This window comes from Nocardia lijiangensis NBRC 108240 (assembly GCF_001613045.1).
In the GTDB taxonomy this organism is placed as follows: domain Bacteria; phylum Actinomycetota; class Actinomycetes; order Mycobacteriales; family Mycobacteriaceae; genus Nocardia; species Nocardia lijiangensis.
The window spans coordinates 24,932-39,728 of record NZ_BDBP01000031.1; the positions used below are offsets into that span (position 1 = coordinate 24,932).

General features: G+C 66.7%; 16 protein-coding genes. 3 read left to right on the forward strand and 13 right to left on the reverse strand.

Annotation, left to right across the window (positions count from 1 at the left end; genetic code table 11):
* The first annotated feature begins 5 nt into the window (after nt 1–5).
* Both NL1_RS12365 and NL1_RS12370 read left to right on the forward strand, forming a co-directional pair.
* On the forward strand, nt 6–374 hold the full coding sequence (locus tag NL1_RS12365; RefSeq protein WP_067838223.1) for an SPW repeat domain-containing protein: 369 nt from the start codon (nt 6–8) through the stop codon (nt 372–374).
* 73 nt (nt 375–447) lie between these two features.
* Nucleotides 448–1,104 carry a TetR/AcrR family transcriptional regulator gene (locus tag NL1_RS12370; protein WP_067838402.1) on the forward strand — a complete coding sequence of 219 codons (657 nt, stop codon included), beginning with the start codon at nt 448–450 and terminating at the stop codon, nt 1,102–1,104.
* A 7-nt stretch (nt 1,105–1,111) separates the two neighbouring features.
* Here NL1_RS12370 and NL1_RS12375 read toward each other — a convergent pair whose 3' ends face one another.
* From NL1_RS12375 to hppD, 12 genes are all read right to left on the reverse strand, one after another.
* Entirely contained in the window at nt 1,112–1,927 is an 816-nt protein-coding gene (locus tag NL1_RS12375; RefSeq protein WP_067838226.1) for an alpha/beta fold hydrolase, read from the reverse strand.
* 208 nt (nt 1,928–2,135) lie between these two features.
* A complete protein-coding gene (gene fusA, locus NL1_RS12380) occupies nt 2,136–4,235 on the reverse strand; it encodes an elongation factor G (RefSeq protein WP_067838403.1) in 2,100 nt (699 codons plus the stop codon).
* Nucleotides 4,236–4,452: 217 nt separating this feature from the next.
* Nucleotides 4,453–4,788: a DUF5615 family PIN-like protein gene (locus NL1_RS12385; protein ID WP_067838229.1), complete on the reverse strand. Its 336-nt coding sequence runs from the start codon at nt 4,786–4,788 to the stop codon at nt 4,453–4,455.
* Nucleotides 4,785–5,003, reverse strand: a complete 219-nt coding sequence (locus tag NL1_RS36430; RefSeq protein ID WP_084482886.1) for a DUF433 domain-containing protein — start codon at nt 5,001–5,003, stop codon at nt 4,785–4,787. Before NL1_RS36430 ends, NL1_RS12385 begins: the two co-directional genes overlap by 4 nt.
* A 48-nt stretch (nt 5,004–5,051) precedes the next feature.
* Nucleotides 5,052–5,534, reverse strand: coding sequence for a hypothetical protein (locus NL1_RS12390; protein WP_067838232.1), 483 nt, complete (start codon nt 5,532–5,534; stop codon nt 5,052–5,054).
* A gap of 110 nt (nt 5,535–5,644) precedes the next feature.
* Nucleotides 5,645–6,835 carry an elongation factor Tu gene (gene tuf / locus NL1_RS12395; RefSeq protein WP_067838234.1) on the reverse strand — a complete coding sequence of 397 codons (1,191 nt, stop codon included), beginning with the start codon at nt 6,833–6,835 and terminating at the stop codon, nt 5,645–5,647.
* A gap of 132 nt (nt 6,836–6,967) precedes the next feature.
* Nucleotides 6,968–9,070 (reverse strand): elongation factor G, encoded by a 2,103-nt coding sequence (fusA, locus tag NL1_RS12400; protein ID WP_067838237.1) that lies wholly within the window; start codon nt 9,068–9,070, stop codon nt 6,968–6,970.
* A 224-nt stretch (nt 9,071–9,294) separates the two neighbouring features.
* Nucleotides 9,295–9,765: a 30S ribosomal protein S7 gene (gene rpsG / locus NL1_RS12405; protein WP_067838240.1), complete on the reverse strand. Its 471-nt coding sequence runs from the start codon at nt 9,763–9,765 to the stop codon at nt 9,295–9,297.
* A gap of 1 nt (nt 9,766) precedes the next feature.
* Nucleotides 9,767–10,141: a 30S ribosomal protein S12 gene (rpsL, locus tag NL1_RS12410; RefSeq protein WP_014353064.1), complete on the reverse strand. Its 375-nt coding sequence runs from the start codon at nt 10,139–10,141 to the stop codon at nt 9,767–9,769.
* Between the two features lie 353 nt (nt 10,142–10,494).
* Entirely contained in the window at nt 10,495–11,046 is a 552-nt protein-coding gene (locus NL1_RS12415; protein WP_067838243.1) for a DUF3558 domain-containing protein, read from the reverse strand.
* The gene (locus NL1_RS12420; protein ID WP_067838246.1) at nt 11,046–11,549 is read right to left on the reverse strand and encodes a DUF3558 domain-containing protein; all 504 of its coding nucleotides are present in this window, start codon (nt 11,547–11,549) and stop codon (nt 11,046–11,048) included. The genes NL1_RS12415 and NL1_RS12420 overlap by 1 nt, the downstream gene beginning before the upstream one ends.
* A gap of 250 nt (nt 11,550–11,799) precedes the next feature.
* Nucleotides 11,800–12,978: a 4-hydroxyphenylpyruvate dioxygenase gene (gene hppD / locus NL1_RS12425; RefSeq protein WP_067838249.1), complete on the reverse strand. Its 1,179-nt coding sequence runs from the start codon at nt 12,976–12,978 to the stop codon at nt 11,800–11,802.
* 160 nt (nt 12,979–13,138) lie between these two features.
* Here hppD and NL1_RS12430 point away from each other — a divergent pair, with 160 nt between their 5' ends.
* Nucleotides 13,139–13,663 (forward strand): Lrp/AsnC family transcriptional regulator, encoded by a 525-nt coding sequence (locus tag NL1_RS12430; RefSeq protein ID WP_067838251.1) that lies wholly within the window; start codon nt 13,139–13,141, stop codon nt 13,661–13,663.
* Nucleotides 13,664–13,672: 9 nt separating this feature from the next.
* Here the strand turns inward: NL1_RS12430 and NL1_RS12435 are convergent, their stop codons facing one another.
* Nucleotides 13,673–14,785, reverse strand: a complete 1,113-nt coding sequence (locus NL1_RS12435) for a winged helix DNA-binding domain-containing protein (protein WP_067838254.1) — start codon at nt 14,783–14,785, stop codon at nt 13,673–13,675.
* Between the last annotated feature and the right edge of the window lie 12 nt (nt 14,786–14,797).

A 14,797-nucleotide genomic window follows, 5' to 3' on the forward strand; every position in this document is an offset into this window, starting at 1 on the left:
ACACCATGTTCACCGAGAGTCGCGCGCAAGACCTGCTCGCCGTCATACTCGGCGTCTTCACCGCGCTGTCCCCCATCTGGGTGGACACGAACGACAGGGCCATGTGGACGCTCATCGTCCTCGGCGTCCTGATCGCTCTCACCGGCCTGGCCCAGATGGCCCGGCCCGCCATGGCGATGGCCGACTACGCGATGGCGCTGTTCGGTGCGCTGCTGTTCATCTCGCCATGGGCGATGGACTTCACCGAGTTCCGCGGTGCATCCTGGACCGCATGGGTCGTCGGCGTGGTCACCGTGGTCGTCGCGATCGCGGCGCTGCCCGCGGTAACGGGACGCATGCAACGGACCACCGGAGGAATGGCCCCGCACCACTGAGGCATGACGTGCGAATCCGGTACCGCGATCCGGCCCACGGCCGGACGGCTATGAGGACGCACCGCTGATGCAGATGCCAACACCCGGTCGCCGCTCAGCTCGGCGACCGGCCGCCACCACCCGGACCGGGCGCCGCCGCAGCGCCAAGATCGACGGCGACGCCCGGCAACTCATCCTGGACGCCGCCGAAAGCCTCTTCGCGGCACAAGGATTCGACGCCACCGCGACGGCGGCCATCGCCGCGGCGGCCGACGTGCCGAAAGGGCTCGTCTTCTACTACTTCCCCACCAAGGACTCGATCCTCTCCGCGCTCATGGCCGAACGCGTGCCCACACACCCGATCGATGATATCGGCGCCGTGGTCGCCCCTGGCGATCCCGCCACCAGCCTGATCAATCTCGATGCCGCGCTGAACCTGCGCGACCACCACTCCTCGGTGCTGCGGGTGATCATGTGGCGCGAGGCCGACACCCATCCCGACGTGCGCCGCCAACTCCGCCACCTGCGTGACCAACTCCTCGACGTGACCGCCCGCGTACTCCAAGCCAGCGCGCCCGCCCCCGTCCGCCCCGGCACCCTCCGCGCCTGCGCCGCCGCCTGGGTCTCGGCCATGTTCGCCATCGCCAGCACCGACCGCCTCCACGCCCTCGACGGCATCCCCCTCCCCACCGCCGACGAAGTCTTCAACGTCGCCCAGGTCGTCGCCGCCGGCATGACCCAGCTCGGCTAGGCGGGGGTTATTCGTCCGGCTCCGAGAGGAATTCGATGAGGTCGGGGGCGAAGCGGGGGTGTTTGACGGAGCCCATGTGGGAGGCGCCGGGGTAGATGATCAGGCGGGAGTCGGGGATGCCGTCGGCGGTGCGGCGGAAGGTTGCCGTGGAGTAGAACTCGTCGTGTTCGCCGCCGACGACGAGTGTGGGGGCGGTGATTTCGCCGAGGCGGGCCGAGAGGTCGAAGGCGTCCTCGGCGCGCACGAAGGCGAGGGTGTCGGACGGGTTCTTCGGGCGCGCGAGCGGATCGAGGAGCCACATCACGCCTTTGGTGAGGCGGCCGGTGACCGTGGTGGGCGCGGGAATCATGTAGTGCAGCGCTCTGCGGCCATCGGCGGCTGCCTCGGCGTAGTTCAGCTGCGCGGCGCGCGCCTTCTCCTCCAGACGAAAGCCCGAGGCTCCGATGACCAGCTTCCGGACGACACCGGGATGGTCGGCGGCCAGTTGCAGCCCCAGCGATCCACCGGAGGAAATGCCGAGAACGTCCACGGGCGTGCCGAATTCGGCGCGCAGTGCCTCGGCGTGCTGGGTCGCGATATCGGCCATCGTGATGCCCGCGGCCATGCCGGGCGCTCTGTTCACCGCGTACACCCGGAAGTGCCTGGCCAGCGGCGTGAGGGTCTTGATCTCGGACTCGCGCATCCACCCCGTCGGGTTGGCGTGATCGGGGGTGAACCAGCGCAGGAACACCAGCGGCCGACCGGAACCCAGGGCGAGATAGGGCATTCCGTGCTCCAGCGCACCCTCGACGATATCGAGATCGGTGTGTGCGGACCTGCTCATGATTCCCTCCGTTGGCGGCGACGACTCGACATGTCGACCGTATAGGCACGCTCCGACAGAAGCGCGAACATCCGCCTCCGCGTCGGCAAGACAGCGCGAATCCGGTGCGCGAGTTCTCGACTCGGCGCGATTCAGGACGACCGCGACAGGTCGTCCCGGGATCGCACGCGAACGGCGCCGTCCTCTACGGAACGACGCCGTTCGCCGGTCACCGGCCGATCTGCCCGGCGATGATCCCGTTCGCGAGCGCCGCGGGCACCTCGGCGTAGGAATCCAGGACCATGGCGTAATTCGCCCGGCCCTGCGTCCTCGATCGCAGGTCACCGATGTAGCCGAACATCTCCGTCAGCGGAACCAGCGCCCGCACCACACGGGCGCCGCCGCGCTCCGCCACGGCCTGGACCCGCCCGCGTCGCGCGTTCAGATCACCGATGACCTCGCCGAGGTACTCCTCCGGGGTGACGACCTCAACCGCCATGACCGGCTCGAGCAGCGCGGGCCTGGCACGAACCAGCGCCGCCCGAACCGCCTGCGCGGCGGCAGTACGGAACGCCACCTCGGACGAATCCTGCACGTGCGCGGCACCATCGAGCAGCACCACACGCACGCCGAGCACCGGATACCCGGCGAGCACGCCGCTGCGCAGCGCGTCCTGCGCCCCGGCATCCACTGCGGGCAGATACTCCTTCGGCACCCGCCCGCCGGTCACCCGGCTCTCGAATTCGTAGCTCGCGCCGTCGTCGGCCGCGAACGGCTCCACCGCCAGCACCACCTTCGCGAACTGGCCGCGCCCACCCACCTGTTTGCGGTGGGTGTGCTCGAACCGGTCCACTGCGGCGGTGACGGTCTCGCGGTAGGCCACCTGCGGCACGCCGATATTCGCCGCGACCCCGAACTCGCGCCGCATCCGGTCGAGCAGGATCTCCAGGTGCAGCTCGCCCATGCCGCTGATGACGGTCTGCCCGGTCTCCGCCTCGACTCGCACCGAGAACGTCGGATCCTCCTCCGCCAGGCGCTGGATCGCCGTGCTCAGCTTCTCCTGATCGGACCTGGTGCGCGGCTCGATCGAGACCTGGAGCACGGGATCGGGGAACGTCATCGACTCCAGCACGATCTGGTCGAGCGGGTCGCAAAGGGTATCGCCGGTCGCGGTGTCCTTCAGCCCGATCACCGCACAGATCTGACCGGCCGATGCCGCCACGATCGGGCGCTCGATGTTCGAGTGCATCTGAAAGAGCTTGCCCAGCCGCTCCTTTCCTCCCTTCGTCGAATTGACCACGGCGGTGCCGGTTTCGGCGCGACCGGAGTACACCCGCAAGTAGATGAGCTTGCCGAAGTACGGGTGCGCCGCGACCTTGAACGCCAGCGCCGCGAACGGCGCGTCGACCCGGGCTTCGCGATGCACTACGGCATCCTCGTCGCCGGGCAGGTGACCGTCGATGCCGCCGCCGTCCAGGGGCGAGGGCAGATAGTCGACGATCGCGTCGAGCATCGGCTGCACGCCCTTGTTCCGGAACGCCGAACCGCACAGCACCGGGTAGAGCTTCGAGGCGACCGTGGACCGCCGGATGGCGGCCTTGATCTGCGCGATCGTCGGTGCACCGGCGACATACTGCGCGAGCAGTTCCTCGTCGGTGTCGGCGAGGGTCTCCAGCAGTTTCTCGCGCTCGCGCTCGGCTCGCTCGCGCAGCTCGGCCGGGATGTCGGCGACGGTGTAGCGCGCGCCGAGATCCGTATCGCGTTGCCACACCAGCGCTTTCCGCTCGACCAGGTCGATGACACCGGTAAAGGTTTCCGCCACGCCGATCGGCAGCTGCACGACGAGCGGCTGCGCGCCGAGGCGCTCCGCGATGGTTCGCACGGTGAAGTAGAAGTCCGCACCGAGCTTGTCCATCTTGTTCACGAAGCAGATCCGCGGCACGCCGTACTTGTCGGCCTGACGCCACACCTGCTCGGACTGCGGCTCGACACCCTCTTTGGCGTCGAACACCGCGACGGCGCCGTCGAGCACGCGCAGCGAACGCTCCACCTCGACGGTGAAGTCGACGTGGCCCGGCGTGTCGATGATGGTGATCTGGTGCTGTTTCCAGAAGCAGGTCGTCGCCGCCGCGGCGATCGTGATGCCGTGCTCCTGCTCCTGCACCATGCGGTCCATCGTCGCGTTGCCGTCGTGCACCTCACCGATCTTGTGAGTCACGCCGGTGTAGAACAGGATTCGCTCTGTGGTCGTCGTCTTGCCCGCATCGATATGGGCCATGATGCCGATATTGCGTACCCGGCCGAGATCGGTCTGCATCCCACGCGTCATGGGAATCTCCCAGTCCATCAACTAGTTTCGTCGAAATTCGACGCTCGCCTAGTTGGTGCGCTCCGGAGACGGCACGAGCATCGTGTCGCGCGGCGCCGCCCGGCGCCCAAGACACGCCGCCGACCTACCCCCGCGCTCGCGGACCAGAAGTAACCATGCCCCTTGTCTACCGCCCCACCACCCCACCGTCCACCCAATTACCCCCACAGGCAGGCGATCAGCGAACTTCGATGACCTTCTCACCTGCTTCGATCATCTGGACCATCGTGGGAAGAATCGGAACAACCGCTTCGATAAGCGCTTTCCGCGAACAGTTTCCAATCCTGATCCAGACGATCGTCGGCGCATCGAGCTCGCCCTTGATACGGCCGAGGAGGATGAAGTCCTCGTCCTTCGTGACGATAGCCGCGCCACGACGCAATCCCTCGTTCCATACTTCTGGGTCCGAAGCAGAGGCCATGTCCAGATCACAGACATGGACGGCGTCATGCCCCTCGCTCGCCATCGCGCGCGCCAATGCGGGCGGAAGCTGCGCATCTACAAGGAACTTCAAGAGGCGGTCCGCAAGATCGGATGATCGATCTCGGCGGCAGCGAACGCCAGACAGGCGCGAATATCTTCTAGCTCGAGGTATGGATAGTCGGCAAGGATGGACTCCTCGGTCTCACCGGCAGCCAAGAGCTCGAGCACGTCCTTCACCCTGATTCGCATGCCGCGGATGCAGGGCCGTCCACCGCACTGATTCGGGTCGAACGTAATCCTGGACACCGGCCAAGCATACCCGGCAGACTCGGCCGCGGTCGCCGCGCTTAGGGCTCACAGATCCGGCTCGCCGGGCCCTGGCGGCTCGACCGGACCAAAATCGCCCTCCGGCTCACCGCTGACCAACGCCAGCAGGGCCGGATCGGCGTAGACCTCGGCGGTGTGCCGCCACTGGGCGAGCAAGGTCGCCAAGGGTGCGAGGTTTTCGAGCGCGGCCGCACCCTGCGCGATCGCCCCCAGTTCGACGAGGAACTGGTCGACGTCCTCCGCGGGCAGGAAGGTCACCCACGGCACCGCGTCGGGTAGCACCTCGCGCATTGCGTCGGCCCCCAGACGCCTGGTCAATCCCGCCAGCAGACGTGCGGTGAAATCGACGACCGTACCCTCGGCGTCCAGTTGCGATACGCGCATCAGGGCCAGATCGTCGGCATCCCTGCGCCGGAGGCGGAGCGCACGGACCTGGTCCAGCAGCCCGGCGGTGACCGCGGGCTTGTGTAGCAGATCGCTGAAGGGAACCACGTCATAGGCGGCGCTCATGACATCCACACTACCTCGGATGTCACCGCGCCCAGGTGAATTACCCCGAAACGCCGAACGGCGCCGCTCCTTGCGGAGCGGCGCCGTTGGGAGATCGGTGATTCAGGGAATCACTTGATGATCTTGGTGACGCGGCCGGCGCCGACGGTGCGGCCACCCTCGCGGATCGCGAAGCGCAGGCCCTCTTCCATGGCGACCGGCTGGATGAGCTTGACGCTCATCTCGGTGTTGTCGCCCGGCATGACCATCTCGGTGCCCTCGGGGAGGGTCACGACGCCGGTCACGTCGGTGGTGCGGAAGTAGAACTGCGGGCGGTAGTTGTTGAAGAACGGGGTGTGGCGGCCACCCTCGTCCTTCGACAGGATGTACGCCTGGCCCTCGAAATCGGTGTGCGGGGTGGTGGTGCCCGGCTTCACGATGACCTGGCCACGCTCGACATCTTCGCGCTTGATACCACGAACCAGCAGACCGACGTTGTCGCCCGCCTGGCCCTGGTCGAGCAGCTTGCGGAACATCTCGATACCGGTGACCGTGGTCTTGGTCTTCTCCGGCTTGATGCCGACGATCTCGACTTCCTCGTTCACGTTGATCACGCCACGCTCGACGCGACCGGTGACGACGGTGCCACGACCGGTGATCGTGAACACGTCCTCGACCGGCATCAGGAACGGCTTGTCGGTCTCACGGACCGGGTCCGGGATCGACTCGTCGACGGCGTCCATCAGGTCCAGCACGGACTGGGTCCACTTCGGGTCGCCCTCGAGCGCCTTCAGGCCGGAGACACGCACGACCGGCGCGTCCTCGTCGAACTCCTGGGCGGCCAGCAGCTCGCGGACCTCCATCTCGACGAGCTCGAGGATCTCCTCGTCGTCGACCATGTCCGACTTGTTCAGCGCGACCAGGATGTAGGGCACGCCGACCTGACGGGCGAGCAGCACGTGCTCGCGGGTCTGCGGCATCGGGCCGTCGGTGGCGGCGACCACGAGGATGGCGCCGTCCATCTGAGCCGCACCGGTGATCATGTTCTTGATGTAGTCGGCGTGGCCCGGAGCGTCGACGTGCGCGTAGTGGCGCTTCTCGGTCTGGTACTCGACGTGGGAGATGTTGATCGTGATACCACGAGCCTTCTCCTCAGGCGCCTTGTCGATCTGATCGAACGCGAAGCTCTCGTTCAGATTCGGGTACTTGTCAGCCAGCACCTTGGTGATCGCTGCAGTCAGCGTGGTCTTGCCGTGGTCGACGTGACCGATGGTGCCGATGTTGACGTGCGGCTTCGTCCGCTCGAACTTCGCCTTCGCCACTTTGGTGCCCTCCTGGACTTGTTGTTGCGTGCAGTTGCAGCAGTGCGTGGGTCATCCCCGCGGACGCGGGGATCGGGTTGTAACTGAAACGCCCGGCACTCGGGGCCAAGTGTGCCACTCGGCCCCAAGCGGTTATTCGCCGGTCGCCTTGGCGATGATCTCCTTCGACACGTTGGCCGGAACCTCCGCGTACGAATCGAACACCATGGAGTAGTTCGCCCGGCCCTGGGTCTTCGACCGCAGGTCACCGATGTAACCGAACATCTCCGAGAGCGGAACCAGCGCCTTGACGACACGGGCACCACTGCGTTCCTCCATGGCCTGGATCTGGCCACGGCGGGAGTTCAGGTCGCCGATCACATCGCCCATGTAATCCTCGGGCGTGGTGACCTCGACAGCCATCATCGGCTCGAGGATCACCGGACCGGCCTTACGGGCCGCTTCCTTCAGTGCCTGCGCGCCGGCGATCTTGAATGCCATTTCCGACGAGTCGACGTCGTGGTAGGCACCGTCGAGCAGGGTGACCTTCAGGTTGACCAGCGGGTAGCCAGCGAGCACACCGTACTGCATGGCGTCCTGCGCACCGGCGTCGACCGAAGGGATGTATTCCCTCGGCACGCGACCACCGGTGACCTTGTTCTCGAACTCGTAGTGCGCGCCGTCCTCGCCGACGAACGGCTCGAGGCCGATGATCACCTTCGCGAACTGACCGGAACCACCGGTCTGCTTCTTGTGGGTGAACTCGAGCTTCTCGACCTTCTTGGTGATGGTCTCGCGGTAGGCCACCTGCGGCTTGCCGACGTTCGCCTCGACCTTGAACTCGCGCTTCATGCGGTCCACGAGGATGTCGAGGTGGAGCTCGCCCATGCCGCCGATGACGGTCTGGCCGGTCTCCTGGTCCAGCTTGACCGAGAAGGTCGGGTCCTCTTCCGAGAGACGCTGGATCGCGGTGCCCAGCTTCTCCTGGTCGGACTTGGTCTTCGGCTCGATGGAGACCTCGATGACCGGGTCCGGGAAGGTCATGGACTCCAGCACGATCTGGTTCTGCGGATCGCACAGGGTGTCACCGGTGGTGGTGTCCTTGAGGCCGATGACCGCGTAGATGTGACCCGCGGAGGCCGCACCGACCGGGTTCTCCTTGTTGGAGTGCATCTGGAACAGCTTGCCCAGACGCTCCTTCTTGCCCTTGGTCGAGTTGATGACCTGGGCGCCGGAGTCGACCTTGCCGGAGTACACGCGGACGTAGGTCAGCTTGCCGAAGAACGGGTGCACCGCGATCTTGAACGCCAGCGCCGCGAACGGCTCGTCGGCGCTCGGCTTGCGGGTCAGCAGCTCCTCTTCCTTGCCGGGCACGTGGCCGGTGGTGGCCTCCACGTCCAGCGGCGAGGGCAGGTAGTCGATGACCGCGTCGAGCATGGGCTGCACGCCCTTGTTCTTGAACGCGGAACCACAGAGCACCGGGTAGAGCTCGGAGTTCACCGTCAGCTTGCGGATGGCGCCCTTGATCTCCTCGATCGTGAGCTCCTCGCCGCCGAAGAACTTCTCCAGCAGCGCCTCGTCCGACTCGGCGACGGTCTCGAGCAGCTCCTGGCGGTACTGCTCGGCCTTCTCCTTCAGGTCGTCCGGGATCTCGGTGACCTCGTACTGCTCGCCGAGCTTGGTCTCACCACGCCACACCTTGGCGTTGTACTCGACCAGGTCGACGATGCCCTCGAAGGTGTCCTCCGCGCCGATCGGCAGCTGGATGACCAGGGGCTTGGCGCCGAGGCGCTCCTTGATGGTCCGCACGGTGAAGTAGAAGTCCGCACCGAGCTTGTCCATCTTGTTCACGAAGCAGATCCGCGGCACGTCGTACTTGTCGGCCTGACGCCACACCTGCTCGGACTGCGGCTCGACGCCTTCCTTGCCGTCGAACACCGCAACGGCGCCGTCGAGCACGCGCAGCGAACGCTCCACCTCGACGGTGAAGTCGACGTGCCCGGGGGTGTCGATGATGTTGATCTGGTTTTCGTTCCAGAAGCACGTGGTAGCCGCGGAGGTGATGGTGATACCACGCTCCTGCTCCTGCTCCATCCAGTCCATCGTGGCCGCGCCGTCGTGGACCTCACCGATCTTGTAGGTGATACCGGTGTAGAAGAGGATGCGTTCGGTAGTGGTGGTCTTACCGGCATCGATGTGGGCCATGATGCCGATGTTTCGGACCTTGTTCAGGTCGGTGAGCACGTCCTGTGCCACGGAAATCTTCCCCGCTCGTAGCTAGTTGGGATCTTCGGGTTCCAGACCCTGTCGGGTCATCACTATGTCAACGCCGGAAGGGGCACCGAAGTGCCGCCTCCCGACTGTGATCGACTTGGCATGATCGGGGCCCTTCGCGGTGGCGACTGGCTGCCGCCTCCAGGCCTGACCTCACATGCCGTGAGCCTCCCGGCGCCGACACAGAGCGACGGGCCGGCCGGCAATCACCAGCGGTAGTGCGCGAACGCCCGGTTCGACTCGGCCATCTTGTGGGTGTCCTCGCGACGCTTCACCGAAGCGCCAAGGCCGTTGCTAGCGTCGAGCAGTTCGTTGGCCAGACGCTCGACCATGGTCTTCTCGCGACGCGCGCGGGCGAAGTTGACCAGCCAGCGCAGCGCCAGGGTGTTGGCACGGCCGGGACGAACCTCGACCGGAACCTGGTAGGTGGCGCCACCGACGCGACGGGGCTTCACCTCGAGCGACGGCTTGACGTTGTCGAGGGCGCGCTTGAGGGTGACGACCGGGTCGGTGCCGGTCTTGTCGCGCGCCTGCTCGAGCGCGCCGTACACGATGCGCTCGGCGGTCGACTTCTTGCCGTCCAGCAGGATCTTGTTGACCAGCTGAGTGACCAGCGGCGACCCGTAGACCGGGTCGTTGATCAACGGACGCTTGGGAGCGGGGCCCTTGCGCGGCATATCAGCTCTTCTCCTTCTTGGCGCCGTAACGGCTGCGGGCCTGCTTGCGGTTCTTCACACCCTGGGTGTCCAGCGAGCCACGGATGATCTTGTAGCGGACACCGGGGAGGTCCTTCACACGACCGCCACGAACGAGCACCATCGAGTGCTCCTGGAGGTTGTGGCCTTCGCCGGGGATGTAAGCCGTGACCTCGACCGCGCTGGTCAGGCGAACACGCGCGACCTTACGGAGCGCGGAGTTCGGCTTCTTCGGGGTCGTGGTGTACACGCGGGTGCACACGCCACGACGCTGCGGGCTCCCCTTGAGGGCCGCGGTCTTGGTCTTGGCGACCTTGTCACGGCGACCCTTGCGGACCAGCTGGTTGATGGTTGGCATAGACCGGCTTTCCTTGTTGTCTAACGCGGTGTTTGGACTTCGTGTCTGTCTTCAATTGGCGGGGCGTGCACGTCGGCCCCGACGCGGTCACGCAGGCCCTCGGCCTCCGGTTCCGACGCTCGTACCGCCGTTCATCGAGCATTCACTCGCACGTCCAACCACGTTTCTCGCGTCCCGAGGTCGGGCGTGTCGCGCGCGGGACGGAACCCTTATTCCGGGCATGCCGGGATGGTCGGCCGCTTTCGCTGGCCTACGTCCTACACACGAACTTGCCCGCATGCTGTCGGGCACAGCGATCCACGATACTCGCGGCCTTCGTGCAGGGTCAAAGTGGGGTCGGGATGGGTACCGTTCTACCTGGCCAGATTCAAGGTCAGCTCCAGCAATTGCTTCGCCGCGACGCACGGATCGGGATGCGAAGAACCCGGCCGGTAGTTGATCCACCAACCCACCACACCGCTGTCGGCGGCACTCGCGCTGATACCGCACGAGTGCGGGTCGTTGGGCCGCCGGGTCAGGAGCCCGCGACTGCTCTGCACCGTCACGCTCTCCGAGAGGTACCCCAGCTTGTCGTTGGTGATCTTCTCGTTGTTCAGCGTGCCGAGCTCGTACCAGTTCAGCGTCACCATGGCCATTCCGCCGGGCGCGTCGTCGATGTCCCACATGCACACCGCGCCGAGGAAAGAACCTCGAACGATCTTGGCGTCGCCGACGATCTCACCGATCTTGTCGGGATCGACGACCTCGCACTCGCGCAGCAACTTGTCGAAATTGGTGTTCGCAGGCTCGCTGGCCCCGACGGGCTCGGGCACGCCGGGGATCGTCTGCCCGCAGCCCGCCGCGGCGACGACCGTCACGGCCAACGCCGCGGTCACGCCCGCGACGCGGCGTCGCCACCCGGCCATCACCCCAGCCTCTGCAGTGTCAGGTCGGCCAATTTCCGCATCCGGTCGCACGGGTTGCCGCTCACCTCGGAGAAGTTCCCGGTGAATGTCGACCACTCGAAGAAATCGTCGTCCAGTTGCACGGCGAGGTCACACACTCGCCCGCTCGGGTCCAATGCCTGGAATCCACGCCTGCCGCCCACCTCGATTACCTCCGGTCCACGCCCCTGCAGCGAAACCCACGCCCGCTCGCGGTCGATGGGGCTGCCGCGATACGACGCGAACGTCACGCTGGGCGAGCTGGCGCCCGCCGACTGCCAATTGCAGCCGACAGCATTTCGGTACACCTGCGATATCCGACCGAGCCCCCCGATGTCACGCACCTCGTCGTCGGTGACGTGACCGCATTCGCCGACGAACGGCCCCAGCGCCGCGACCTTCGGCGGTGGGCGCAGCGGCGCGTGATCGGAATCCTCCCCGTCCCCACCCCCGCATGCAGTCAGCAGCATCGAAGCGATCGCCATCGCCGAAACGCGAACCTTCCAGGAAGGAATCACGACACCTCTTCCGACAGCGAAACCCTGAGAACGGCCACCGATGCCCGGGTGCCCGCGCGACAGTGATCCAGCCGGACCACACTTCGTGAACACACCATGGTGACGACTCTACCGAGGGGCCGTCACGAAGGCATGGCGCCGACGGCGAGTGCCGAACGCAGCCGCGTTCGACCGAATCCACCGGACAGTCGCCGTCGCTCGACAGGGCTCGCCGGTCCTAGAGGTTGCCTCGGGCGTGTTGTTCGCGCTCGATCGCCTGGAACAGGGCCTTGAAGTTGCCCTTGCCGAAGCCGAGAGAGCCGTGCCGCTCGATCACTTCGAAGAAGACGGTGGGGCGGTCGGCCAAGGGCTTGGTGAAGATCTGCAACAAGTAGCCGTCCTCGTCGCGGTCGACCAGGATGCCCCGGCGCTGCAACTCCGCCACCGGCACCCGCACCCGGCCGATGCGCGCACGCAATTCCGGGTCCTCGTAGTAGGTGTCCGGGGTGTCGAGGAATTCCACGCCCTCGCGGCGCAGGTTGTCGACGCAGGTCAGGATGTCGCTGGTGGCCAGGGCGATGTGCTGGACGCCGGGCCCGCGATAGAACTCCAGGTACTCGTCGATCTGGGAACGCTTCTTGCCGACGGCGGGCTCGTTGAGCGGGAACTTCACCCGGTGGTTGCCGTTGGCCACGACCTTGCTCATCAGCGCCGAGTACTCGGTGGCGATGTCGTCGCCGACGAACTCGGCCATGTTCGTGAAACCCATGACGCGGCGATAGAACTCGACCCAGCGGTCCATCATGCCGAGCTCCACATTGCCGACCACGTGATCGATCGCCTGGAACAGCCTGGTCGGTGCGCCCTCGCGCGGCTGGTATCCGGAGCCGCGGGCCACGAAGCCCGGGCGATACGGACCGTAGTAGTTGGAACGGTCGATGAGGGTGTGCCTGGTGTCGCCATAGGTGGCCAGCGCCGCGGTGCGGATCGTGCCGCAGTCGTCGGTCTCGTCGTGCGGCTCGACCAGGACGGTGGCGCCGTGGGTGCGCGCCCATTCGACGCAGCGGTCCACGTCGGGCACCTCGAGCGCGATATCGACAACGCCGTCGCCGTGCAGTTCGTGATGGGCGATCAGCGGGCTGTCCGGAGCCACCGCGCCGGTGACGACGAAGCGGGCGGCGCCGCTGCGCAGCACGAACGCCTTGTGGTCGCGGTTGCCGGTCTCGGGTCCGGAGTACGCCTCCAATCGCATCCCGAAGGCCGACTGCAGGAAGTGCGCGGTCTGCGTCGCGTTGCCGACGACCCAGACCAGGGCGTCCCAGCCGATCACGGGAAACGGGTCGACGCTGTCGTCATGGTCGACGAGTCCGACGAGTCCACGCAGTTCACCGTCGGTCGGCAGGTGCTCGATGGTCATACGTCAAGCAAATCTCCGCCGCCGACCGGTAGGCAACTGCCCCGATTTTCTGTAGACACAGTGGCGGATTCGGCTAGCAGACCGCGCGCGATGCTGGACAATTTGAATAGTACGAAGTGGACAGCCACACTGCCACGCCGCGCCCCGACAGGAGTCCGCCATGTCACGCATCCCGGCGAAGCTGGACGAACTCGACCTCGCCATCCTGACCGCGATGCACGAGCATCAGAAGGCGGGAATCCTGGAGCTGTCCCGGCGCACCCGAGTGGCGCGAGCCACCGTGCAGTCACGCATCGGGCGCATGGAGGAGGCGGGCGTGATCGCCTCCTACGATCCGCAGATCGACGTCACCGCAGCGGGTTTCGACGTGCAGGCCTTCGTCACGCTGGAGATCGCCCAGGGCGCGCTCGACACGGTGGCCGCCGAACTCGACGCCATCCCCGGCGTGCTCGAGGCGTACGCGACAACCGGTTCGGGTGATGTGCTGTGCCGCATCGGCGCCGACTCGCACGCCGGGCTGCAATCGGTACTGCTCAGCATCGACCGGACCGGTTCGGTGGTCCGCTCGCACAGCGTCATCGTGCTGTCCACGGTGGTGCCGCGCCGGACACTGCCGCTGCTGCGCACGCTGACGCCGACCGGGAGCAGCAAGGCTCCCGCGTACCGGGAGTCGCCCGAGCGCTGACGCGCCGTATCACACCCGCAGATCCGCGCCGACCTCGAGAATCTCCACGCTCGGCCGCTTGTCGCCTTCCAGAAAAGCAAGCAGCGCAAGGGCTTCCGCCTCCACCTCGGCGCACTCGGCGGCCGACCAGGCGCGGCTCGGGCTGATCCGCAGCCGCGCGACCCCGGCCTGCGGGAAGATCTTGTACAACCCCGCGACGAAACCGTCGAGCAGCACCGGAGACACCGCCGTCGCGTACGTGCGCAGGGTCGGATTCGCACCATCCGGCACGATCCGGCTCCGATCCTGGTGCGAGAGCACGGCGTTGTCGTACCAGCCGAGCAGCCGGACCGGTGCGGGCCTATCCGGGTCGGCCAGTTCGGCGTCGGCGAGGTCGTACAGGGTGCGGCCGCGCTCGTCGGTGTAGGTGCGCAGCCGGTCGCCGAGTGCGTCGACGGCCTTCTTCAAGCCGGTCAGCTTGGACCAGGTCTGCATGTCCATGGTCGTGGCCGGGCCGAACGCACGCAGGTAGCGGACGAGCAGCTCCGCGAGCGGGTAGGCCGGGTCGAGCGGCGCGCCCAGCCACGGCTCGACCCGCGACCACACCGGACGGCTGCTGTCCTTCCACTTCCCGCGCGGTGGCGTCTGCAGCACCGGCAGTTGATACAGCCAGGTCTGCACCACCGCGCCGGGATCGCGGTCCGGCCACAAATCCGCGGCGCGGGCCCGGAGTTCGGCGGCGGGCGTCGGCTCGTCGCCGAGCGCCTCCTCGCCGCGGGCCCGCACCTCGTCCGGGTCGAGGCCGACCATCGCGCCGTAGTTGAAGCCCTTGCGGAACGGGATCTTCTCCAGCTCCGGCTGGATGTGCGGTGCGATGCGCAGCGCGTCGGGCGGGGTGACCAGATGAATGGTCCCGCGCATCAACGTGATTCGGACCAGCGATCGGTCCTCCAGCCCCGCCGAGACCGCCTCGGGGTCGAAATCCGCGAGGCGGCTCCACAATCCGACGAACGGCGGCGGCACGTCCTGCGCCTGGAGGCCGACGAGGTGATCGCACATCTGCGGCACGGTCAGCGACGAGCGCTCCAGTAGGTGCTGGCGCTGCAACAGGGTCCGGTTCAACACCCGGTGGGAAAGTGTCATCAGGCGAACAGC